The sequence below is a fragment of the Flavitalea flava genome, assembly GCF_054461575.1.
In genome coordinates this window covers 163,737-187,475 of sequence record NZ_JBTLQH010000009.1, presented here as the reverse complement: position 1 = coordinate 187,475, position 23,739 = coordinate 163,737, and the positions used below count along the sequence as shown (strand labels likewise).

Below are 23,739 nucleotides of genomic sequence, written 5' to 3'. Positions count from 1 at the left end.
AAAATCAATGAAAGTAGCTGTTATTACCGGTTCTGCCGGACTGATAGGTAGTGAGGCGGTAAATTTTTTTTCCGATAAGTTCGATGTCATTGTCGGAATCGACAATAATTTAAGGCAATATTTTTTTGGTGAGGACGGCTCCAACGAACGGAATAAGCAGCGATTGCAGCAAGAATGTGCTAATTACAGGCATTATAATATCGACATCAGAGATGTTTCCGCCCTTGAAAAGTTATTTAAGGAATATAACACGGATATCCGGCTGATCCTTCATACCGCGGCTCAACCCAGTCATGATTGGGCAGCCAGAGAGCCTTTCACCGACTTTGCGGTAAATGCCAACGGAACGTTAAATTTGCTGGAGATGAACAGGCTTCACTGCCCCGATTCCGTGTTTATTTTTACATCCACCAATAAAGTTTACGGGGATACTCCTAATTACCTTCCTCTGAAGGAACTTGATCAGAGATGGGAGATCGATGAGGCTCATCTTTATTTCGAAAAGGGCATTGATGAATTAATGTCGATAGACCAGTCCAAACATTCGTTATTCGGCGCCTCTAAAGTAGCTGCGGATATTCTGGTCCAGGAATATGGAAAGTATTTTGGAATGAAAACGGGCGTCTTCAGAGGAGGCTGCCTGACGGGACCGAATCATTCGGGAGCAAAACTTCACGGGTTTTTATCCTACCTGATGAAATGCGCAGTTACGGGAGAGCCCTACACCATATTCGGTTATAAAGGGAAACAGGTTCGGGACAATATTCACAGTCATGACCTGGTAAATATGTTCTGGCATTTCTACAATTCCCCAATGCCGGGAGAAGTATATAACGCAGGCGGAGGGAGACATTCAAATTGTTCTATGCTTGAAGCCATAAAAATCTGCGAAGAAATTACCGGAAATAAAATGGAATATACTTATACTGAAAACAACAGGATAGGTGATCATATCTGGTGGATAAGTGATGTAACGAAATTTAAAGCTCATTATCCCCAATGGTATTGGCAATATGGCCTTACGGATATTTTGACTGAAATCCATGATTCCCTGATTTTGAGAATAGCCCGATAACTTTATCAAACAGAAAAGTAATGAAGCTAAGTGTAGTCATTCCCGCCCATAACGAAGAAGGTTCCATAGAAATAAGCATCAGAGCCATTCATGGTGAACTTTTAAAAAATAAGATCCCCCATGAAATTCTGGTTATCAATGATAATTCAAAGGACAGAACTGAGGAAATATTGAGGGATCTTCGTATCCAGGTACCTGAATTAAGATATTTGACCAATTATGGTGCTCATGGGTATGGATACGCCGTCAGGATGGGATTGGCAAATTTTTCCGGTGATTGTGTGGCAGTAATGATGGGTGACATGTCGGATTCCCCTGAGGATCTCGTTAAGTTTTATATTAAAATGCAGGAAGGATACGATTGTGTATTCGGCACCCGGTTTAGCAAAGGGGGCAAGATATATGATTACCCAATGGTAAAGCTCGTAATCAACAGACTTGCCAATAATATTGTCCGTATTACTTTCGGTTTGCGTTATAATGACATCACGAATGCCTTTAAACTTTTTAGGAAAGAGACTATCCAAGGTTTGCAGCCTCTTTTGTCTCCGCATTTTAATCTGACCCTGGAATTACCGTTAAAGGCAATCGTAAGGGGGTACTCCTATGCCGTCGTCCCCAATTCCTGGACTAACCGGAAATCAGGTACCTCCAAACTAAAGATAAGAGAGATGGGCAGCCGTTATTTTTTCATCCTGCTGTATTGCCTGATTGAAAAGTTTTTTTCGAGAGGTGATTTCAGGAAGGAAACGGTCGTTACCGAAGAGCCAACAATAAGTCCGGCCAACGCAAAAAAAACCCCCGCCCAGGCCTGATCATTTGTACGTAAATACCATTTTTATTTACGGAGGAACGTCTGTTGGATCTTTATTTGTTTATCTGAAAAAACAACTCCTTTTCTGCTTTTTGCTATATCATTAATTAAGATGCCTAATTGATAGGTTCCGTCGGGTAGGGAATCCTTTAACAGGCTAACGTTAAATCCGGTTTGGGTAAATTTATATTTTGGATTTGCCGCAGCTACGTCAGGTCGAAGCTGGAGATTCGTTTCAGCCTGATATATCTGATCTCCGTTCCTCAACAATATACTTATTTTGCAATTGACGGCATCCTGATCCTTAAACGCTGCCCAGCCTCCGGCATTAATAAAGGCGCTGTCGGATTCAAGACGATCAAAATTGTATATTATATTTCCTTGCGGCGGCAGGCTGGAGATTTTTTCGGGTGTCGAATGGTCGGCGATATGGATACCGATGATATTACTGGTTTCCTGAAAAACTATTTTACCTTGCCTGTTCCTTATGGCGATGCAAAGACGATAGTTTCCACTTTCGACCCTGTTTGTCGAAATTATCCCGTCAAATCCCGCATCATCCAGGTAGGGCGCTTTGAAATGGGAGGTAATATCAGGCCGCGCCTGAATGGTAACAGGGGCAATGTATGCCTTGTTATCGGATCGTAAAAGGATGAATATTGAATCTCCTTTGTTGTTTAGATTGTTCTCCTCAATAGCCCAACCTTGAGGATGAAGGTAGTTTTCTCCTGTTTTCAGTTTTTCCAGATTGTAGATCAATTTGGTTTCTATCAGGTTTGCGATTTGCGGTATCACTTTAAATTCATTCCGGATGCCCACCCTATTCATAAATGAATCCAGCGTTTGTGTGTTTCCCATATTCAGCTGCTCGCTTAATGCTAACAGGCCACTGTTCTTGCTGTCGTTTGTATATAGGTAATAATAACCGTCCAGGCTATTCAGTTTGAGTGCTCCCTTTTGCAGCGCGGGAAAAAATCTCGGCAGTCCGCTGGCCGTGGTAATGTATAATGCCTTCGGGGATACCCGGCCATCTTCAAGCTTGTCGATTAAGGAATCCGTATAAAAATTAACGGAATGGTTGTCTACCCTTGCTACATAACCGGTATTGATTGGTTTTTTATTTTGTGCGGCTAAATAACAGAAAAACTGGTAATCCAAATTTGTATTGTAAGTAGCCTGATAGGGAGGGTATAGGGTTATTTCATCCGAATTTTTGAAAAAGGCATTCCAGTTTTTATTTAGTGGTGTTGGGTATGGACCGGAAGATAAATGACGCAAAGTCAGGAGGGGACGTATATCATAGAATTGAAGTAAAAGTGCAAAGATTAAAATGGATGATTTTACAGACACATTGATCCTGCTTTTACTAACTGCTATAAGAGAAAAAAGAACGATCAGATAAAATGGGACCCAAAAGAAGCGGGAACTTGCCCGGAATATTTCACCTGCTTTAATAATCGCATCAGGGATAGGTATTTTAAGCAGTACTTTATCATTAATAGAAATAATGTGCGTTACGGAAAACAAGGTATAAAGAAGGACCAGGATAAGTAAAGGAACAAGTTGGGTATTGTTTAGAATGAGCCTATTACGGAAAGGATGCCTGTTATGGTTCTCTGAAATACCGTATTTTATTCCATAAACCAGCAATAAGAAAAGTAGCAGGAACATCCCCGCACCCAAGTACATGAAACCTTCATATTGATGCCAGCTCACCTGCTTCAGACCTGAGAAAATAGAGGACCATCCTGTCGAATTATAAAGCGAGTTCAGGTTCAGGCTATAAAGGCCGAATCCTCCCTGAACGCCAAGATCTTCTTTTTTTCCAAAGGTGATCATACCTATGATATACCAGGATACCAGAAGGCAAACCAAAGAGGCAGACAGGTATAAAAAAAAGATTTTCCTGCCGAGTTTTTTATCGAAAAAACAAAGCTTTAACGGAATAATAATGCTAAACCCCAATACCATAAAACACAGGTAAGGATTTATTAAGGCTGAAAGGAACAACAGAATGAACTGGGAACGAAGGATCCTGGATACTTTACCTGTTGAGGGATCCAGAAAGTAGAAATAAATGGACCCGATCAGCAGCCAGTGAGCGCAAAGGGCCGGATGTAATCCTCTATAGACGAGCACCGGATTGGCAACGACGAATAGAACGGCAATAAAGGTATACAAGTCTCCAACATGAAAAAGCCGGAATAGCCGGATGGTAAACCAGGCCGCCAGTGCATGACAGGAGAAAAGCCAAAGACCGAAATATTGGAAGTCTGCGGATAAAACAGGAGAGAATAGTTTAAAGAAAATGGCCAGCAAGGGAATGGAATCCGTAAAACCGACATTGGTTCCAATAGGATAATAGTAGCCTGTAATATGACCCAGCGGAAAATGCCAGGGTTCGTTACGGTAAAAAAACCATCCCAGATAGTGAGTCCCCCAATCATGCATAGCCTCCATCAGCCAGCTGACATTAGAAGGAACCAAAATATGGAGCCCATAGGTAATTTGGAATATTACCACCACGGCGATTAATGTGGCCGTATAAAGCCTGATATTTTTCATATTGGGAGCTTGATAAGTCTGCATTGGATTAAGGCTTTCTCCAGATTCCTACTACGGTCTTTCCGATGCGGAAGTTTGTCAGGGTATCTGTGACCCTCGATACCGGCACCATCCGCCTGTCCCATAGACGGATTTGTTTCAGGGTAGGATAGGATTGTTTTAAAAAATACTTATTCACTACCGAGGCAAAAAGGCCTACCGAATCCAGGTAAATCAATTTTGTAAGATTCAATCCGGAAGGAGCGGCAGCCCGCAGCATTTTTTTATTATACCGGCGGTAATGACCGATCGCTTTGTCAAAGGGACTGAATAAGGATTGATGGGCGGGAACCAATACGATCAGATGTCCCCCCTCGGCAAGGAGGCCTTTGGCGAAGGCCAGCTCATCTCCATCTTTTTCAATATGTTCGATCACATCTATATAAAGTATGGCGTTAAACTTCTCGCCCGGGGGAAGGTCACTGGTGATCCCTTTGATGGAAGAGCAACAGGAAGGAAGTTCCCGGCTTTCAATTTTTTTTCTCAAATCATCATAAAGATTAGGATCCGGTTCCAGGCATACCCATTTCTCTTGTTTACCATCGCACAGGAATGAGGTCGTACTTCCGATGCCAGCACCTACTTCTAATACTTTACCGGTCAGATACTGTTGAAAAAAACTGCCAAAATAGTTCTTCCAGTTCCTGGCATGCATAAATAATTCAAGCTCATTTCCTATATAAGAGATTTCAGACATCGAGGGGTATATTAATCGTGAAGAAGATGATTATTCAATAAAAGTATTTATTATAAAAATTGGACGGTTTTGGGTTTCTTTATAGATCCGGTATACATATTCACCTAATATGCCTATGGAAAGCAATTGCACCGAGCCGATAAAATATACGCTTAAAATAATAGAAGACCAGCCCAAAGGGGCCAGATGGGTTACTTTTCCGATAATGGTATAGATAACGGCGAAAAGGATCAGCATTATTCCGATCAGGCCTGAATACAGGCAAATCTTTACCGGGAGATTAGAAAAAGAAAAGATGGCATCAAAGGCAAGGCTCAACAGTTTTAAAGGACTCATTTTCGCTTCTCCCTGAGACCTGTCCGGTCTGGAATAATCAACCCATCCCTGTTTAAACCCTATGAAAGACCGGAGACCGGGCAGATACCGGTTTTTTTCATTTAAGGATAAAAGGGCTTTTAGGGCTTTCCGGGTCATGATCGAAAAATTGCCGACGTTCTTTATATTATTTAATTTGGAAAGTTTTTTGTACAAGAAATGGAATAATCCGATAAGCAGCCTCTTCGCAGGTTTTTCATTTCGCTCGGCTCTTTTACCGTAAACGATATCTTTATCTCCGACCCTGAGCAAATCATACATCTCTTTGATCAATTCAGGAGGATCCTGCAAGTCCCCGTCCATCATAGCAATATAATCCCCTTTCGTATAACTCAGACCAGCGGTATACGCGGCCTGATGACCGAAATTTCTCGATAAGGCCAGCGCTTTGAATCGCTTGTCTTTCTGGTTGCACTCTTTTAGTTTGGCAAGGGTAGTATCCGTGCTTCCGTCATCGACCAGGATCACTTCAAAATCTTCATCGATTGATTGCATTACCTTCCGTGTTCTGTCAAAAAGCTCTTCGATCAGGATTTCTTCATTATAGACGGGTATTACCAAACTGATCATAATAACTGGGTTAGATTTGATTTGCGACCGAATTTAATATAACCTTTTCATATTCATCGATTATGCGGCCCCAATTATACAGGGTACGGATTTTCATGATATTTTTTTCTTTCCGGGCCTCCATCATTATATTGCCATTATCCCCGGCCATATCCTCCTTGTCCATAACCTCCCGGACCTGTTCCGGTGATGAGAAATAAAAGGCATCCTCATTTAGGATCGCCTTGTTGAAAGGGTTGTCATGGGCTGCAATATTACATTCGCAGGCCATGGCTTCCAGCAGGGAGGGATTTGTTCCTCCTACGGAGTGTCCGTGAAAATACAAATCGCTATAATGCCGGAGGGCGTTTACAACAGGCTGATCGTAAATCGCTCCGATGAAACGTAATTTTTCGTACTGGTAGTTTTTGGTCAGGTATTGACCGAATTTGTTTCCGGAATTTCCGATAATTACCAGTGGCTTCGATTGTCGGGAGGAAATCCACCCTTTAATGATCATTTCTATATTATTTTCCGGCTCCATCCTGGCCATTATGAGATGGTAGTCACCCGGTTCCAGTCCCCATTCAGCAGGAAAGGAAGGGTTGTATGCCGCAGGAATTTCAGCTCCGTATGGGATATAAACGGAAGGTTGGTTGTATTTTTCCAGAAGGTAATCTCTGATCCCCGGGGAATCGGAAACTAACAGCGATGCGTACTTTACTGCAAGGCGTTCAGCCGTTTGAAGGAATTTTTGGACAGGTTTGTTATACTTACTTCTTTTCCATTCCAGCCCGTCCATATTGATGATATGAATGGGTTTTTTTGGCCAAATCCAGTGCCAAATTGAATTGCTTGTATAGCCTAGTTGTATAAGCACATCATAGTTTCGTTGCCTTGCGTCAATAAAACAATTATAGTCATAAATGAATTGGCCGGCAGTACCGATCCTGTGCTCCCAGTCCTTGCAGTGAATAATGGAGATCCCATTCCAATTCGGGGACTTATATGGATGGTCGCTGGAATTATAGACCGATATTTCGTACCCTTTTTTTTGCAAACCTATAGCCAGGTATTGAGCAAATTGTTCAAATCCCCCATATGCATTGGGAATACCGCGTGTTCCTAAAATTCCGATCTTCATCTTTGTTTTTTTGGGGCTTCATTTTCTCCGGGTATTGCGGATCACTGCCTGTTAGTGGGCAAAAATAATTTTAGTTTTTAAATACAGAGAATAAATCCTTGAGTTAGGGCCTATTATCCCGGATTTTCTGCATGTTATTTTTATAACCCCTGGTTGTATCTAATGCAGCTATTACCACTTAGTGGTATTGTTAAACTTAATTTAATGTAGTTTCTTCATACTTTTTTTCAAGTACCTGCTGTATGAGAAAAGTCCACACATTAAAATTGAATTAAAAATTGGGAGCTGCCACCAGGGGTTTTGCTGATTTAGGCATGGATCAATACTTAATTTTATCAGAAAAAAATGAACCAATCAATCAATTCATCAATCAATAAGTTAATAATTGTTAAATATGGGAACCGTTATGTCGTGTGTGACAATAAATCACATTCAATTGCAGTTAATAAACCTGCTGGAGCAGTATGATGAAATACTTAGCATTTAATTAAAAACTGATGCAACGTTCACCCTTAAAAATTGTCATATACCTGAAGTGACCTATTAAGAATGGAGAAGGATTGTTGAAGAGAAAGTAAATGCAACTAATTTATAATTAATTTGTTAAGCAATTTTTTGGTAATTTTGCGGATGACTAGGTGTAACCACTTAGTCATTGTAAAGCACCTGTAAAATCTGAAACATTAAACCTGGATCTGAATGATGGAAACGACAAGCATCACTGGCCTTTCTATAAAAAGGAGGGCTCTCGGTCAAAAGAATTCCTTAAATTTTAGAAATTATTTCGAAACCAGATACAGATTCTTACTCGTTAAACGTGTTTTTGACATCTTAGCTTCTTTACTAGTCATCCTTTTGGTTTTTAGCTGGCTTTTCCCAATCGTTTATTTGCTGATAAAAATGGACTCGAAAGGGCCTGTTTTTTTTGTACAGAAACGCGTCGGTTTCCTGGGCCGCTCCTTTCCGTGCTTAAAATTCCGCACGATGTATATCAACCCGGAGGCTAATTTAAAACAGGCTACAGAGAATGATCCCCGTATAACCAGAATGGGAAGGTTTCTACGTAAGTCCAGCCTGGATGAGGTTCCTCAATTCATCAATGTATTACTTGGCCATATGAGCATCATAGGCCCCCGGCCCCATATGTATAAGGACTGTCATACCTTCTCCCGGGTAGTTGAATCCTATAAATTCAGGAATTTAATGAAACCGGGGATTTCAGGATTAGCGCAGATTAAGGGATACCGTGGTCCGGCCCAGGATTTTGACAAGATCTTCAGAAGATATCAATGGGATGCTTTTTATGTGCGAAATGCCGGGTTATGGCTGGATTTGAGGATTATTCATAAAACGGCTTCTCAAATGATAGGATTTCTCCTTCGTAAATTCTTTATGCTTGATGCCGAACAGAATTTGCCCGTTGTTAATAGATGGAATAAACCTGTTAAAAATCTACTGAATTAATTTAACAATTCTCCGGATAATCTGTTATCGAAATGCCTTTTGATAAACTCTCAGGATCTTTTGATTTTGGGAGTTTGCTTTTTTGGCTGATAATCAATTGGTAGGGTAAGGTTTTCCGGGTCTTACCTCCTTGTTTAGCCATGCAACGTTTCCACGACGACTGCTGTCATAGAGGTACCAAGGCAGGTAGAAGCTAATAACTTCTCCTTATATGGCATCGTTATTGCAAAATTCAATAAATAATTTCGCCAGATTTTAGGGAATAGTAATGTTTGCTGCATCAAGGCATTAGTATTTGCTTAACAATATCAAAGAAAGCCAATCCATATCATTATGCAAAGTAGTAGTACGGTAGAACAGAGAGGCAATGAGATCGAAGTTAAGGTCTATTATCCAGCACAAGGGAATGAAAAAATTTCACCGGAAATCCAATCCGGGGCAGACGCTGAAAGAAATCCTTTTAGCTATAAAAGGGCTACAGATGTTATATTCTCTTTATTCGTCATTTTTTTGATTTTCCCAATACTCCTTCCTGTTCTTTTTTTGCTGATCCGGATGAGTTCCAAAGGACCTGTTATATTCAAGCAAAAGAGGGTGGGCTATTTAGGTAGACCCTTTTGGTGTTATAAGCTCCGCACTATGTATATCAATGACTCGTCTGATACCAGGCAGGCGTCCTCGAACGATCCGCGGGTTACGGGTATTGGTAAATTTCTGCGTAATTCGAGCCTGGATGAATTACCCCAATTTATCAATGTATTACTGGGTCATATGAGCATTGTAGGGCCAAGACCTCACATGTTTAAGGATTTCCGCGATTTCTCAGAAGTGGTTCCCAATTACAGATTCCGCAGTCAGGCCAAACCTGGCATTACCGGTTTATCCCAGATCAGGGGTTACCGTGGCCCGGCAACAACTTTTCACAGTATTTTCAGACGGTATCAATGGGATGCCTATTATGTACGGAACAGGAGCTTCCGGCTGGATATGAAAATCATGGGGGAAACCGCTCTGCTGATGTTGAGATCATTGATTAACCGGAACAAGCCTGTTCAGGTAGACCCACCCATTTATGAAAAATCTGATCTGCGTGAAAATAGGGTAAAAAGGATTGCATGATCCTTCTATAAATGTTTTTCTTCAGAGGGAGTCTTTAATAGTTATTTAATGCTTAGTCTACTGATATTTGTCCTTTTAGGTCATTTTCTTTCGCCTAATAATCATGATATTATTTTAGCATTTTTTTGCAATCGGTTGCACCGTTTTCGAAATATGCTTATATTAGTGGTATAGGAGAGTTTTTTGCCCACCGACCTTACTTGCTTATGAAGAAAAATGCTCTTGCAACGGAGAATCAATGGCTGCATCAATTACAGCAGAACGATACGCAGGCTCTTGCATCGTTAATGAACTACTATTACCAGGATTTATATGATTATGGATGTAAATTCACCCGTGACGAAGGGTTGATCAAGGATTGCATTCAGGAAGTTTTCATTAGTCTCTGGCAAAAAAGAGAAACGGCCACTGCCATCCTTTCTCCACGACACTATCTCCTGCGGGCCATAAAAAATAAGGTCCTGAAAACCCTTTATAAAAATGGACAGATGGGATATCCATTTGATGTTCCGGATGAGTATGCCTATTCCCAGGAGTTTTCCATTGAAAAGGTGATCATCGAAAAACAGCTTACAGAGGAAAAAGCCGGGAAACTCAAAAGAGTCCTTTCCCAGCTGTCAAAAAGACAAAATGAGGTGATTTTCCTAAAATTCTATCAGCGGCTCGATAACGGACAAATCGCCGAACAAATGGATATCAGCCGCCAATCGGTCTATAATTTACTTCATGATGCTATCGGAAAACTCCGGAGCGTTTGGTCTGAAGAGTTTGTAACACGTTGGTAATCATTCAATACTAGGTTATATTCAATCCCGCCCTTCTTCTTTCTCTGTAGGTAAGCGTCCGGGCCGAAAAATATTTATTTCCTGCAACCAGTAGATTTCGGGGGAAAGCGGAACTTATAAGTACATCATTCTTCCCTGAGGTTATGAAAGATTATCAGCTATTCACTACAGAAGAATTTATTGCCGACGGGGATTTTATCCGATGGGTATTCGATAAGGATCCAAAGGATGATATTTTCTGGCAGCAATGGCTCGGCCGCTATCCTGACAAACATGCTACGGTTACCGAGGCAAGGCGGGTCCTGGAATCCATTGCCATCGGGCAAAAGATCGTTAGTAAAGGAGAAATCAATCTGGAAATAGAGAAAGTATTACACGCTATCGGGAATACCGGGGAAGAAAATTCCCTCAGGGCCAAGGAGCAGCCGGTCCTTTTGTTGCCGGTCCATTTGGCGCCGGTCCGGAAAATGCTGCCTTTTCTCCGAAAAGGGTCTGTGGCTGCCATTTTTATAATATTTGCCGGCATAACATCCTACTTTCTTTATCGCCATAACAAAACATCCTCTCCAAAAGAATTTAATTATTCTTCTCTTACCACTTCCCTTCACCTGGCCGAAAAAGTGAACAGTTCAGATAAACCGGAAACTATTCAATTTGCCGATGGCAGTCTGATCAGGATTGCTCCTCATAGCCGGATCAGTTTCCAGGCAGGGTTTGACAGCGCCACCCAACGGGATATTTACCTGCTGGGCGAGGCGTTTTTCCAGGTAGCTAAAAACCCCCGGCACCCTTTCCGTGTGTTTGCAGGTGGGGTGGTAACCAAGGTATTGGGCACCAGCTTTTGCGTACGGTCCTTTGATAAGGATACGACCATTCAGGTAACCGTTAAGACGGGGAAGGTTTCCGTATACGACGATGCCAATCCAATGCTTTCGGGAAATTCCGGCGGGATCATTCTGACGCCCAATCAACGGCTGGTCTATGAAAAAACCGCACAGAAGTTTCATAAGGTATTATTGGAACATCCGGCCATCGTCGATTCGGTAATTACTGACCATAATATGGCCTATGTGGATACCCCTCTTGAACAGGTGTTTGACCAGCTCAGTAAAGTGTATGGCATCATCCTGGTCTATGATAATGAATTATTAAAAAAATGCACCGTGACGGCTGATCTCAAAGGAGAGACCTTTTATCACAAGCTGGATCTTATTTGCCGGGCCGTCGGAGCCCAGTATGAAGTAATAGACGGACAGGTGGTCATCCTGTCTAACGGATGTCAATAGTTGTAATTTGGCCTGACCATTATTTGTATATAACCATAGCTTATTCCTTAACCAAAAACTACTAACATGAAAAACGCGCGCTGCAGCTGAACCCAGCGCTTCTTCCAAAATCAACCCAAAAAAAATGGACCACAGGTCCATAGCCCGAAGGGCCATTATTAACCGTTTTTGGGAAACGGACTAAATTAAACGTAGTCTGTTTCCCAAAAAAAAGGGGCCGATATTGTTCTAAGCAATACCGGCCCTGGTAAATGCCCTGGTAATGAAATTACCGCGGGCTGTTTTGATCAAACTCGATTGCATTAACCAAAACATTACGAATTTATGAAAAAAGAACTCGTTAACCACTTAATTTATGGGTTTATGAGAATTGGATTGCTTCCATTAATACTGATAAACTGCTTAGCGGTAGTGATTTATGCCAGTCCTACCAATGGCCAGGAAATTCTGAATAAAAGAATTGACCTGGTTGTCCGTCAAAAGGAAATAAAGTCTGTTTTAAACGAGATCAGTAAGACAGCCGGGGTAAGATTTGTCTATAGTGCTCAAAAGATCCCCGCCAGCAAAAAGGTTTCCCTTTTAGCCTATAACCGGAAATTATCGGATATACTGGACATCCTGCTGGAACCCTTGAATATTTTCTATCATATATCCGGCAACCAGGTAGTACTCATGCGGAAAGGGGATGATGACAATACCCTCTTTCTGTTTAACGCTGAAGCCGACAAGAGTATCCTGGATGGGGCTTCGGTTGAAAAGATCGTTTCCGGCAAGGTTACCAATGGGGCCGGAGATCCTTTGACTGGCGTCTCCGTATTGGTTAAAGGCACATCCCGCGGCACCTCAACTAACAGCCAGGGATTGTTTTCCATAAGCGTCGACCCGGCTGAAACCCTGGAGTTTTCCATGGTTGGTTATAAAACCTTTTCGGTAAAAGTAGGGGACCAAAAAAATATAGTCGTTCAGCTTCAGGCAGGTAATTCAAGTCTGAATGAAATCGTCGTCGTGGGATATGGCACACAGAAACGAAGTACCCTGACCGGTGCCATTGCCTCCGTCAGCAGCAAGACCCTGAATGAATTGCCAGTGGCCAGCATCGACCAGGCCCTGCAGGGAAGGGTTGCCGGATTGTCCGTTACCAACAACGGTTCTCCCGGTTCTTCTCCTATTGTAGCCATCCGAGGGATCAGTTCCATTAACTACGCCACGGATCCTTTATATGTGATTGACGGATTTCCCACGGGCAACCTGGCTAATTTTGATGTAAAGGATGTGGAGGGAGTGGAAGTACTGAAAGATGCAAGCGCCGCAGCTATCTATGGTTCACGGGCGACTAATGGCGTGATCATCATTACCACAAAGAAGGGAAAAAGAGAGGGTCGCCTCCAGGTAAGTCTGGATTCTTACGTAGGCATTCAAAGCCCGGCAAAAAAACTGAGCCTTTTAAATACGAATCAATACCTGCAATACGAACGGGCCCTGAATGGAGCCGCGGGTATCGACGTCCCCCCTGCGCTCACTCCGGCCAACATGGCTCTTCCTATTTATGCAGGAGCAACCCAGACCTTTGCCCAGACGAATACGGATTGGCAGGACGCCTATTTCGTAAGGAACGCGCTTATTACCCAGCACAATTTAGCGGTGAGCGGTGGCAATGCCGGCTCCAGGTTCTATACTTCAGCGGGTTATTTTAAACAGGATGGCATCGCTCAGGCCCTGACCTATGAAAGAGGAAATTTCCGGATCAACTCCGAGCATACGATCAACAAGATCTTCGATTTTGGCGAGAATCTGTATCTCTCGGTAGGGAACCAGCATTTTGAAGGATCGGGCGGCAACAGGTCGCCTTTAACCAATGTGATCCGGATGCAACCCTATCTTCCGGTATATGATCCAACCAAATTGGGTGGTTTCAAAGGCCCTCAGAATAGTTATGATGGCGCTGATCCGACCAATCCTGTGGAGGCGGCGCTGATTCCGACCAACACCATCAAAACCTTAAAGGTATTGGGAACGGCCTATCTGGGAATCAATTTTACTTCCTGGCTGAAATTCCGCTCTACTTTCGGAGTTGATTATACGAATGCTTATCAACAAACATATGAGCCCATTTTTAATGACGGGGGAACCCTTAGCGCGAGTTCCGCAGTCGTTAATAATCAACGGCAGATCTTCAATACCCTGCTGTTCACCCAGCAGTTGACTTTCGATAAAACATACGGTAATCATCATATCAGCGCAACGGGTGTATTCGAACGTCAGGGGCAGCATTACACCAATGAAACGGCTTCGGGCAATCAAACCACCAACAATGTACGGACGCTTAACGGGGCGATCAATGTGGCAGTGAACTCCCGTTATGAAGAGAACCTGATCCTCTCCTATGTCGGGCGTCTTACTTATGATTATGCAGGTAAATACCTGTTGAGCGCCAGTCTGAGAAGGGACGGGCTTTCCGTCTGGGCTCCGGGGCATAAATGGGAGAACTTTCCTTCCGCCTCAGTGGGCTGGAGGATCGACCAGGAATCTTTTATGAAGGGAGTTACGAATATTTCCGAATTGAAGATCCGGGGTGGCTATGGTATTACCGGTCTGAATGTTGCCGTTGGCCCGGTAGGTGCAAACGGAGTTGCGGTAGGTAATTATCCCTGGGAAGTTGGAGTACAGGCTAACCAGGCTATCTATCCATTTGGCAATGGATTATCGAATGGCCCCTCCTCTTATTATAACAATTTAGGCAATCTGGATATTCAATGGGAAACGACGAAGCAATTAAACATTGGAATGGACCTGGGTTTATTTAATAACAGGATTACCCTTACGGCCGAATATTTCAAACGGAAAACCGATAACCTGATCCTGAATGTGCCTACGCCTCCCAGTTATGGATTCTTTGGCACCGGTGTGAACGCCAATGTGGCTTCCATGCAAAACAAAGGATTCGAATTACAGGCAGGTTACCACCAACGGGAAGGGGCCTTCAGATGGGATCTGATTGGCCTGGTTAGTGTAATCCGGAATAAGGTGCTTTCTCTGAACACACCTACGGGGTCCATTGTAGCAGGCGCAGATGCAGATTTCGGAGGCGGTTCTCCTATCACGAAAACCATTGCCGGACAGGCCGTTCAATCCTTTTACGGATGGCAGACGGATGGCATTTTTCAAAGCGCGGCAGATGTAGCCAAAGGACCTGTGCAACTGGCAGGAAACGATCCTGCGCATGCGACAGCGGCTGGCGATATACGGTTCAAAGATCTTAACAAGGATGGAAAGATCACCGACGCGGATCGGACCTTTCTGGGAACATATCTGCCGAAATTTACCTATTCCCTGAATTATTCTGCTTCATACAGGAACTTCGATGCCAGCATCTTTTTCCAAGGTGTACAGGGCAACAAGGTCTTCAACGCGGAAAGGATCATCGTAGAAGGGATGGTAAGGTTATTCAATTCAGGCACCTCCGTATTGAATGCCTGGTCCTCTGCCCACACCAATACGGATATGCCAAGGGCAATCAGCGGCGATCCCAACCAGAACGCCCGTCCGTCAAACCGTTGGATCGAAGATGGATCTTATTTACGGTTAAAGAACCTGATGATCGGGTATACCATACCGGTATCCGCCTTACAAGCATTGACAAAAGGAGCTGTCAACCGTTTTAGGGTATATGTTTCTTCTCAAAACCTTATGACCTTCACCAAATACAAGGGATGGGATCCTGAAGTAGGGACACGGAAGACTTCCCTGACCAATGGGATCGATTACGGACAATATCCATCTGCCCGCTCCTTCCAGGTTGGCGTCCAGGTAGGGTTCTAGAAGAACCCCTTTTTGGGTTTTAATGAATTGTTTGACCAATAAAAACTAATGTATGTTAATCAGTAAAAATAATATTGGATTTATAATAGGGGGGATCGCGGTAGTAACGGCAACCGTTCTATCCTGCAGTAAGGATCTTAAGAAATCCGATCCGAATGTAGAAAATGTGGATGGTTATTTTAAAACCAGTGCAGAAATATTGAATGCGACGAATTCGATATATTCTGCCATGCATAGCCAGCCCCTGGTCGCCAGGGAATGGTTTTTTATCCATGATCTTCGGGGTGATCAGGTATCTTCCGGCGGCGGGCAGCTCGAAGCGCCCAGAGCTCAGATCTTAAACGGGGGTTCCGTTCCGTCAAATGGCATTATCACCAATCAGTGGTCCGCCATATATACGATGATCCACCGGGCCAATACGGTGATCGGGAATGCGGCCAATGCCACGGATAACGTTTCCCTGACAGCCCGCAATGTAGGAGAAGCCAAATTCCTTCGCGCCTGGGCTTATAATGAACTGGTAACCATGTGGGGGGCCGTTCCTCTCTATACCAGGACAGTTAAGACCGCAAATGAATTTCAATCCCGGGCTAAAGAAGCGGATGTTTATGCGCTAATCGTACAAGATCTGAAGGATGCGGTGGCTGCCCTGCCGGAGAAATCCGCATATGGAGCAAGCGATCTGGGCCGTCCGACCAAATCCGCGGCCAATGCCCTGCTTGGCAGGGTCTATATGCAAACGGGCGATTATGCATCTGCAAAGACGGCCTTTTTATTAATTCCTACTTCCGGAGCGGATGGGTATTCGCTTACCAGCCGGTGGCTGGATAATTTTGAGGAGGAAACGGAATTTAACAATGAATCGATCTTCGAAGTCGTATTTTATGATAAAGGGGATAATAATTTTAACTGGGCCGGTGATAATATAGGGGATGGTCCCGCCGCAGATCAAAGTACGGTTCGTAACCAGGAATATTGCGGGGTTGCCTGGCGTAACCTGATTCCTTCGAATACCTTCCTGAACGAATTCGAGAACACCGCTACCGGCGCCGCAAAATCGGATCCCCGGTTCCATTTCAGCGTTTATCAGACGGGTGATCTGTTTAATAAGGGCGCCAGTACATTGACGGATGCAATGCAGAATGGAAATTCCTCCATACTCAACGGAGTGACCCAGAAAATTAGCTGGCGGAAATGGTTGTTGATGTATAAAGAAAAACAGAGCTTTCACCCGGGTGGGAACAACCAGCGTTTGATCCGTTATGCTGAGATCCTGCTGGACCTGGCCGAGTGCGAGAATGAACTGACCAACAGCGGCCCGGCCATCGGTTATCTGAACCAGGTAAGGGACAGGCCTGATGTGGCCATGCCTCATTATCCAACAACCCAGTTCCCTTGCGGTAGTAAAGATGAGATTACCAAAGCGATCATGCATGAACGAAATGTAGAGCTGGGTGACGAAGAGGTGCGTAATATCGATATTATCCGGTGGAGGAAGAAGGGCTATTTTACTACGGATCCCTTGTCTTATTTCAAACCAAACCGGGATGAATTGCTGCCCATTCCACAGGATGAAATAGATAATAATCCTAAGTTGGGTGCGGGCGGGATAAACGCGCAAAATCCAGGGTATTAATAATTTCGCGCTGCTCTCCAGTTGAATGTGTCGCAGCGCGAAATTATTATCTATGCGTTGCGGAACAGCCGGTTCAATACGTTTGTGCGAGCCTTTGAAAAGCCATTTGTAACTCAAACGATAGATGTCCATTAAACCCCTTATAATCCGGCATGCGCAGGCAATTGTCTGTGCATGCCTTTTATTTTGCGCTTGTAAAGAACAGAAGAGTAAGAAACCTCCGTTGTTCACTTCGTTAAGCGGAGAACAGACCGGTATACATTTCAGCAACACCATTACAGAAGATGATTCCACGAAGTCTTTTATCGATGAATTCGGTTATATGGGCGGTGGAGTAGGGATCGGCGACTTCAATAATGACGGGTTAAAAGATATTTTTTTTACAGGCAACCAGGTAAGCTGCCGGTTGTATATCAATAAGGGGAAAAATCATTTTGAGGATATTACCCTTCCCGCAGGGCTTACCACCGACGTATGGGCCACAGGGGTGAGTATCGTCGATATCAATAACGATGGATATGATGATATTTATGTTTGTGTTTTTGGAAAGAATTTGTTGCAGCCCGCAAAAAATCTGTTATTCATCAACCAGCACGATCTTACGTTCAGGGAAGAGGCAGCGGAATATGGACTGGCAGATACCGGATATTCTACGCAGGCCGTTTTTTTCGATTATGACGGGGACGGAGATCTGGATATGTATCTTACCAATTATCGCCTGAACGGACCGAATGCCAATACCCTTTATCCCAGGGATCTCAGCGGTCATTCCCCGGCAGGTGACAGGTTATACCGGAATGATGGGCCGCTATCTCCGGGGTTCTCATCACCGGGATCCTTATCTTCAGGAGCCTCATCCCCGGGAAAGATCAGTCACCCTGTTTTTACGGATGTAACCCTTCAGGCCGGAATAAAAGAGGATGGGTATGGTCTGGGCGTTGTCGCCGGAGATTTTAACGGAGACGGGTGGCCGGATATTTATGTGGCGAATGATTTTGTTTCCAATGATGAATTGTGGCTGAATAACCGGAACGGTACCTTTACCAATCTGATCTCCAGATCGATGGGACATCAAAGTTATTCCAGCATGGGGGTGGATGCGGCGGATATGAATAACGATGGGCTGCCTGACATTATCACACTGGATATGCTGCCAGAAAATAACGAACGCAGGAAACTGGCCTCTTCTTTTATTACCTATGACCGTTACCAGGAGGAACGATCCCTGGGTTATGAGCCCGAGTTTATGCGCAATATGCTGCAATTGAATAATGGGGTCTGGCCATCCGGGAATACCGATACTTCCCTAAAAACGCCGGTCCCTTTTTTCAGTGAGATCGGAAGATATGCAGGATTGTCCGCAACAGATTGGAGCTGGAGCGTGTTAATGGCGGATTTTGATAATGATGGCTGGAAAGATGTGCATATTACCAATGGGATTGGCAGGGATTTTATTAACGCGGATTTCCTTGAATTCAGCAGCACCATTTTCGCCAGCGCTAAAACCAAAAAAGAACAGCAGGCCCTGATCCGGGAAAAACTGGCCTCTCTTAAGCATATTAATCTCCCCAATTATTTATACCTGAATAACCGCGACTATACTTTCGCCGATGCGTCTGAGCTGTCAGGCATTAATGAACCCTCTATGTCCAACGGGGCGGCCTATGCCGACCTGGATAATGATGGTGACCTGGACCTCGTCGTCAATAATATCAACAGGGAGGCTTTTGTATTTATAAATAATACAATTACCTCTGCAGTCACCCTTAAAAAGACAGAAAGCGGAGATAGCCCGACATCGGCACATTCGCTGCGCATTGAATTGCAGGGAGACAGTCTGAACAAACATGGATTCGGCGCTAAACTATTATTATATAATCACGGGCATGTACAAATGCAGGAACAGAACCCAGTGCGCGGATATTTTTCCTCGGTAGACCAGCGCCTGGTCTTTGGTATAGGCTCCTCCCTGTCGGCAGATTCGATGGTCGTGATCTGGCCCGGGGGCAGCAGACAGGTTTTGAAGCAGATCCCGGCGGGTACGCTGTTAGTGATCAACAGGAAAGAGGCCCGCCCGGTTACGACCAGACCGACTGCGGCCACGGACCGGTTGGTTGCATCAGTAAGCCAGGGAGGACCGGACTTGCCCTTATTCACAGATGCAACATCAGCGGCACATGCCTTGTACCGGCATAAGGATGTTCCTTATAATGATTTTACCGTTCAACGGTTATTGCCGCAAAAATATTCGCAACTGGGTCCCTTCCTGGCAACAGGAGATATGAACGGAGATGGGCTGACAGATTTTTTTGTGGGCGGCGCCTTCAATTTTTCCGGGAAACTCTTTTTTCAGCAAGGTGACGGCACTTTTATCTCACGGCCGCTTAGTGACAGCATTAAAATGGAAGAGGATGCCGCTTGTATATTATTCGATGCGGATGGGGATGGCGACCTGGATCTTTTGATCACAGGTGGGGATACCCGCTATCCGGAAGGGTCTGAATATTACAGGCCCCGGCTTTACCTGAATGACGGAAAAGGCAATTTTTCTCTCCGGACCCAGGCTATTCCTCAGGGAGTAAGCACTATCGCTGGCTGCGTCAGTGCAGGGGATTATGACGGCGACGGAGATCTGGACCTTTTTATCGGGGGCCGGGTTTCAGGGAGTTATCCTTTATCTCCGGCCAGTTATGTTTTGCGTAATGATAAGGGCGTCTTTACGGATGTCACGGCAGAAGTCTGTCCATCTTTGAAGCAGGCCGGAATGGTGACGGCCGCTGTTTGGGCAGATCTGGACAAGGATGGTCAAACCGATCTGGTTATTGCCGGAGAATGGATGCCTGTCCGGATCTTTATGAACGAACATGGGCATCTTCTGGAGAAAACCGCAGCCATGGGTCTTACCCAAATGAACGGTATGTGGCGAAGCCTGGCTGTTGCAGATGTAGACGGTGACGGAGATCCTGACATCGTGGCGGGGAATCTGGGGCTGAATAACGACTACAGGGTTAGCGCTACGGAACCCATGCAATTATGGGCGAAAGACCTGGATGGCAATGGAACCATCGATCCCCTTCTTTTTTATTACCTGAAAGATAAAGAAGGGATCCGGCGTTCTTTCCCCGCCGTTAACCGGGGACAGCTGGCCCGGCAGGTACCGGCTATTAAAAAACAGTTCCTGTATAACCGGGATTATGCCGGTGCAGGTATGGACGATATTTTTAAGAACTGGTCTCCAACCGGTATGCTAAAGCTATCCTGTGATGAAACCAGAAGCTGTTACCTGGAGAATCGGGGTCACGGTGTATTCGTAAAGCATATATTACCGCCAGAAGCGCAATTTGCTCCTGTAAATGCAATTATTTGTGAAGACTTTGATCATGATGGAGTTGCCGATCTTTTACTGGCAGGAAATGAATATCAGACGGAGGTAATGACAGGAAGGTATGATGCTTCTTACGGATGTTTGTTGAAAGGTGCCAGGGATGGTCATTTCACTTTCATACCGGCTGTTCAATCGGGTTTTTGGGTAAGGGGGGATGTTAAAAATATGGCCATTATCCACTCACCCGGCCTTTCGGCAGGGAAAGCAAAACCAGGGCCACAATGGGTCCTTACGGCTGTAAATGATGATTCCCTTCGGGTTTTCCGGGTCAGATAAATGGTAAAATGGTGATGGGGCAGAAAATAGAGGGTCAGGTACAGAAGAAAAAAAATGAGCGCAACTGAGTATTTTTTCGGAAATCCTTCTCCTGTATGTACCCGGATAACCGGTAAATAAAACGCCTCCAGTATGTCTGCCAATCCCCTTAAGGAGCCAAAAGCCGCCTTTTTGTTTTTTATAATTTTATTTTTTCTGCGAACTTCTGGATTTGCGCAGGGAACTGAACCGACCTATGCCGAAAAGCTGGGGTATCCCAAAGATGCTAAGGTGATTGTCCTGCATGTCGATGATGTAGGCATGTCATTCGAATCCAACGAAGGGGCTATAGATGCCATGGAAAATGGAATGGCCTCCTCCCTGAGCGTTATGATGCCCTGCCCCTGGGTTCCTGGTTTTGTACATTATCTCAAACAACACCCTGGTATGGATGCAGGTCTTCACCTTACCCTCACCTCGGAATGGGATAATTATCGCTGGCCTCCGTTAAGCGGCAAACCTAAGGTTCCCGGACTCGTAGACCAGGAAGGCGCATTGTGGCCTGAAACAGAGGATGTGGTAAGCCATGCCAGCGCAGATGAGGTGGAAACAGAGATCCGGGCGCAGGTAGAAAGGGCAAGAAATATGGGATTTGAGCCTAGCCACCTGGATTCCCATATGTTCACTTTATTTGCCTCTCCTGTCTTTACGGAACGGTATATAAAAGTGGGTATTGAATATAAGATTCCGGTCCTGTTTCCTGGCGGTCATAATACCCTTTTCAACAAACTGATAAAAAGAACGCAAAAAGAAAAACAGGAGGCAGGGTTCATCGGCCGTAAGCTTTGGAAGGCCGGTTTGCCGGTGATCGACGATTTACATATGATCGATTATAGCATTCCCCTGCCCCAGGGAACTCCCTCTACGGAGGAGAACTGGGGCCGGTTCAAGGTGGCACAGTATATCACAGAATTAAAAACCCTGCAGCCCGGTATTACCATGATCCTCATGCATTGTACTGAACCTTCCGGGATATTCGGTCATATTTCTGCATCCGGACCTGGCCGTAAAGCCGACCTGTTAGCCATGAAAAGCCAGGAGCTAAAGCAATTCATGGAAAAAGAAGGAATTATCATTACGAATTGGAGGGCATTAAAACAAAGGAGAGATAAGGTCGTGGCAGATAAGTAAAAAACACCATTAAAGCCCCCATTAGCACCAATATCTGTTGTCCTTTTAGGTACCTTTGTGGTCCAGGCAGTCCTAAAGTCCTGCAGCAATATGTCAAAGGAGGGTATAAAACAGCCAAAATCAGAAGCGGTAAGCCCGAAACAGAAAAGGGCGAATGCATCCAAACGACAATTGCCTAATTATTCCATTGAAAGGATTCGGGGCGAAGCGCCTATCCCCGAAGAGATAATAGCCATGCGTTTCGGAGAATATCTTTCCACCCGCAACTATTTATTTCATGCACACCGACATACCTTTTATCACGTTGTCTATTTTTCAAAGGGAGCGGGGAGACATAGTATTGACTTTGCGGGTTTTCCTGTGGAGCCGGGGCAGATCTATTTTATGAATCCCGGCCAGGTGCATCATTAGGAATTTTCCGGAGAAGTCGATGGTTATATCCTTAATTTCTCAGGGCGTCTTTTTCCCTTATTGCTAACTAATCCCCAATACCTGGAAAAGTTTAGTTTTTTCAGCGATCATTCACCCGAACAGGTAGTTCAGCTCAACCCTGCCAACCAATTGCTGGTTACGGAGCTTTTCGAAAAGATCCTGAACGAAGCTGGTCAACCTAAAGACCATTCCGTCGATATGCTGCTCACCCTGTTTTTGCAGCTATTTATACTCGTTGGCAGGCAGGCATCCGCCGGCAGGTTCGACAATCAGCCCAAGCCTGGCGTGCTTGTTTTGCAAAATTTCAGGAAACTGGTTGAACAACAGTATATGAAAATGAAACTTCCCAAGGAGTATGCGGGCTTACTTAATGTAACACCCAATTATCTGAATGCGCTCTGCCAGGACGTATTGGGAATTTCCGCCGGCGAGGTAATACGCGAGCGGATCCTCCTGGAGGCCAAAAGACTATTGGTGAATGCCTCGCTGGGGATCGGAGAAATTGCCTACCAGCTCAACTTTCAGGACAATTCTTATTTTACGAAGTTCTTTAAAAAATACGCCGGCATGACACCGGAAGAATTTAGGAAACAAGTTCATGAACCATCAACGCTTTGAACGTTAATACAAAAAAGAAATCTATGTGTCCTGCAAAAGACAATACCCAAACAGGGTCGGGCAATTCAAATCCGGGATTATTAATTAGTGTATTGACCAATAAGTGCTCCCGTTGCCGCAAAGGGAACCTGTATATTTTCAGGAATCCTTATGATCTTAAACATATGACGGATATGCCTGAACATTGCCCTGTTTGCGGACAGTTGTTTGAAATAGAACCCGGATTTTATTACGGGACCGGGTTTGTGAGTTATGCCTTATCGGTGATGGTTTGTGTTGCCAGTTTCATAGCCTGGAAAGTGCTGGTCGGGATGTCCCTTCACGACAACCGGCTGTTCTGGTGGATGGGGCTGAACGCTATTTTGTTACTGGTGATACAACCCATTTTAATGCGTCTTTCCCGCTCGGTATGGCTTGCTTTTTTTGTCAGATATAAACCGGATTGGCGTGCCCTGGAGGTCTGACAGGCACTTAGGCGATGAGCCGGACCG

17 protein-coding genes are annotated in these 23,739 nt (G+C 44.5%); 13 read left to right on the top strand and 4 right to left on the bottom strand.

Annotation, left to right across the window (positions count from 1 at the left end; all coding sequences use genetic code 11):
- The first annotated feature begins 7 nt into the window (after nt 1–7).
- Both ACX0G9_RS11345 and ACX0G9_RS11340 read left to right on the top strand, forming a co-directional pair.
- On the top strand, nt 8–1,075 hold the full coding sequence (locus ACX0G9_RS11345; protein ID WP_459065017.1) for an NAD-dependent epimerase/dehydratase family protein: 1,068 nt from the start codon (nt 8–10) through the stop codon (nt 1,073–1,075).
- 20 nt (nt 1,076–1,095) lie between these two features.
- Nucleotides 1,096–1,890, top strand: coding sequence for a glycosyltransferase family 2 protein (locus tag ACX0G9_RS11340; RefSeq protein WP_459065016.1), 795 nt, complete (start codon nt 1,096–1,098; stop codon nt 1,888–1,890).
- A gap of 23 nt (nt 1,891–1,913) precedes the next feature.
- On the opposite strand, the gene ACX0G9_RS11335 is transcribed toward ACX0G9_RS11340, so the two are convergent.
- The 4 genes from ACX0G9_RS11335 to ACX0G9_RS11320 are packed head-to-tail and all read right to left on the bottom strand — an operon-like array spanning nt 1,914 to nt 7,258.
- The gene (locus ACX0G9_RS11335) at nt 1,914–4,454 is read right to left on the bottom strand and encodes a DUF6311 domain-containing protein (protein WP_459065015.1); all 2,541 of its coding nucleotides are present in this window, start codon (nt 4,452–4,454) and stop codon (nt 1,914–1,916) included.
- 28 nt (nt 4,455–4,482) lie between these two features.
- On the bottom strand, nt 4,483–5,190 hold the full coding sequence (locus tag ACX0G9_RS11330; RefSeq protein WP_459065014.1) for a class I SAM-dependent methyltransferase: 708 nt from the start codon (nt 5,188–5,190) through the stop codon (nt 4,483–4,485).
- Nucleotides 5,191–5,220: 30 nt separating this feature from the next.
- Complete coding sequence (locus ACX0G9_RS11325) at nt 5,221–6,135, bottom strand: glycosyltransferase family 2 protein (RefSeq protein ID WP_459065013.1); 915 nt, start codon at nt 6,133–6,135, stop codon at nt 5,221–5,223.
- Nucleotides 6,136–6,145: 10 nt separating this feature from the next.
- The gene (locus ACX0G9_RS11320) at nt 6,146–7,258 is read right to left on the bottom strand and encodes a DUF1972 domain-containing protein (protein WP_459065012.1); all 1,113 of its coding nucleotides are present in this window, start codon (nt 7,256–7,258) and stop codon (nt 6,146–6,148) included.
- A gap of 699 nt (nt 7,259–7,957) precedes the next feature.
- Here ACX0G9_RS11320 and ACX0G9_RS11315 point away from each other — a divergent pair.
- From ACX0G9_RS11315 to ACX0G9_RS11265, 11 genes are all read left to right on the top strand, one after another.
- Entirely contained in the window at nt 7,958–8,722 is a 765-nt protein-coding gene (locus ACX0G9_RS11315; protein WP_459065011.1) for a sugar transferase, read from the top strand.
- 333 nt (nt 8,723–9,055) lie between these two features.
- Nucleotides 9,056–9,841: a sugar transferase gene (locus ACX0G9_RS11310; RefSeq protein WP_459065010.1), complete on the top strand. Its 786-nt coding sequence runs from the start codon at nt 9,056–9,058 to the stop codon at nt 9,839–9,841.
- Between the two features lie 206 nt (nt 9,842–10,047).
- The gene (locus ACX0G9_RS11305; RefSeq protein WP_459065009.1) at nt 10,048–10,626 is read left to right on the top strand and encodes an RNA polymerase sigma factor; all 579 of its coding nucleotides are present in this window, start codon (nt 10,048–10,050) and stop codon (nt 10,624–10,626) included.
- 143 nt (nt 10,627–10,769) lie between these two features.
- Nucleotides 10,770–11,912 (top strand): FecR family protein, encoded by a 1,143-nt coding sequence (locus ACX0G9_RS11300; protein WP_459065008.1) that lies wholly within the window; start codon nt 10,770–10,772, stop codon nt 11,910–11,912.
- A gap of 363 nt (nt 11,913–12,275) precedes the next feature.
- Nucleotides 12,276–15,731 carry a TonB-dependent receptor gene (locus tag ACX0G9_RS11295; protein ID WP_459065007.1) on the top strand — a complete coding sequence of 1,152 codons (3,456 nt, stop codon included), beginning with the start codon at nt 12,276–12,278 and terminating at the stop codon, nt 15,729–15,731.
- 52 nt (nt 15,732–15,783) lie between these two features.
- Nucleotides 15,784–17,367 carry a RagB/SusD family nutrient uptake outer membrane protein gene (locus ACX0G9_RS11290; RefSeq protein ID WP_459065006.1) on the top strand — a complete coding sequence of 528 codons (1,584 nt, stop codon included), beginning with the start codon at nt 15,784–15,786 and terminating at the stop codon, nt 17,365–17,367.
- Between the two features lie 223 nt (nt 17,368–17,590).
- The gene (locus tag ACX0G9_RS11285) at nt 17,591–21,028 is read left to right on the top strand and encodes a VCBS repeat-containing protein (RefSeq protein WP_459065005.1); all 3,438 of its coding nucleotides are present in this window, start codon (nt 17,591–17,593) and stop codon (nt 21,026–21,028) included.
- Between the two features lie 132 nt (nt 21,029–21,160).
- Complete coding sequence (locus ACX0G9_RS11280) at nt 21,161–22,198, top strand: polysaccharide deacetylase family protein (protein WP_459065004.1); 1,038 nt, start codon at nt 21,161–21,163, stop codon at nt 22,196–22,198.
- Between the two features lie 90 nt (nt 22,199–22,288).
- A complete protein-coding gene (locus ACX0G9_RS11275) occupies nt 22,289–22,609 on the top strand; it encodes an AraC family ligand binding domain-containing protein (RefSeq protein WP_459065003.1) in 321 nt (106 codons plus the stop codon).
- Between the two features lie 60 nt (nt 22,610–22,669).
- A complete protein-coding gene (locus tag ACX0G9_RS11270; protein WP_459065002.1) occupies nt 22,670–23,248 on the top strand; it encodes a helix-turn-helix domain-containing protein in 579 nt (192 codons plus the stop codon).
- A gap of 23 nt (nt 23,249–23,271) precedes the next feature.
- A complete protein-coding gene (locus tag ACX0G9_RS11265) occupies nt 23,272–23,712 on the top strand; it encodes a DUF983 domain-containing protein (RefSeq protein ID WP_459065001.1) in 441 nt (146 codons plus the stop codon).
- Nucleotides 23,713–23,739: the final 27 nt, after the last annotated feature.

Bases quoted from the DNA above. Each gene is read 5' to 3' on its own strand.
- ACX0G9_RS11300 (WP_459065008.1), top strand. From the start codon at position 10,770: ATGAAAGATTATCAGCTATTCACTACAGAAGAATTTATTGCCGACGGG.
- ACX0G9_RS11265 (WP_459065001.1), top strand. From the start codon at position 23,272: ATGTGTCCTGCAAAAGACAATACCCAAACAGGGTCGGGCAATTCAAAT.
- ACX0G9_RS11310 (WP_459065010.1), top strand. From the start codon at position 9,056: ATGCAAAGTAGTAGTACGGTAGAACAGAGAGGCAATGAGATCGAAGTT.
- ACX0G9_RS11290 (WP_459065006.1), top strand. From the start codon at position 15,784: ATGTTAATCAGTAAAAATAATATTGGATTTATAATAGGGGGGATCGCG.
- ACX0G9_RS11345 (WP_459065017.1), top strand. From the start codon at position 8: ATGAAAGTAGCTGTTATTACCGGTTCTGCCGGACTGATAGGTAGTGAG.
- ACX0G9_RS11330 (WP_459065014.1), bottom strand. From the start codon at position 5,190: ATGTCTGAAATCTCTTATATAGGAAATGAGCTTGAATTATTTATGCAT.
- ACX0G9_RS11315 (WP_459065011.1), top strand. From the start codon at position 7,958: ATGATGGAAACGACAAGCATCACTGGCCTTTCTATAAAAAGGAGGGCT.
- ACX0G9_RS11325 (WP_459065013.1), bottom strand. From the start codon at position 6,135: ATGATCAGTTTGGTAATACCCGTCTATAATGAAGAAATCCTGATCGAA.
- ACX0G9_RS11275 (WP_459065003.1), top strand. From the start codon at position 22,289: ATGTCAAAGGAGGGTATAAAACAGCCAAAATCAGAAGCGGTAAGCCCG.
- ACX0G9_RS11320 (WP_459065012.1), bottom strand. From the start codon at position 7,258: ATGAAGATCGGAATTTTAGGAACACGCGGTATTCCCAATGCATATGGG.
- ACX0G9_RS11280 (WP_459065004.1), top strand. From the start codon at position 21,161: ATGTCTGCCAATCCCCTTAAGGAGCCAAAAGCCGCCTTTTTGTTTTTT.
- ACX0G9_RS11340 (WP_459065016.1), top strand. From the start codon at position 1,096: ATGAAGCTAAGTGTAGTCATTCCCGCCCATAACGAAGAAGGTTCCATA.
- ACX0G9_RS11305 (WP_459065009.1), top strand. From the start codon at position 10,048: ATGAAGAAAAATGCTCTTGCAACGGAGAATCAATGGCTGCATCAATTA.
- ACX0G9_RS11295 (WP_459065007.1), top strand. From the start codon at position 12,276: ATGAGAATTGGATTGCTTCCATTAATACTGATAAACTGCTTAGCGGTA.
- ACX0G9_RS11335 (WP_459065015.1), bottom strand. From the start codon at position 4,454: ATGAAAAATATCAGGCTTTATACGGCCACATTAATCGCCGTGGTGGTA.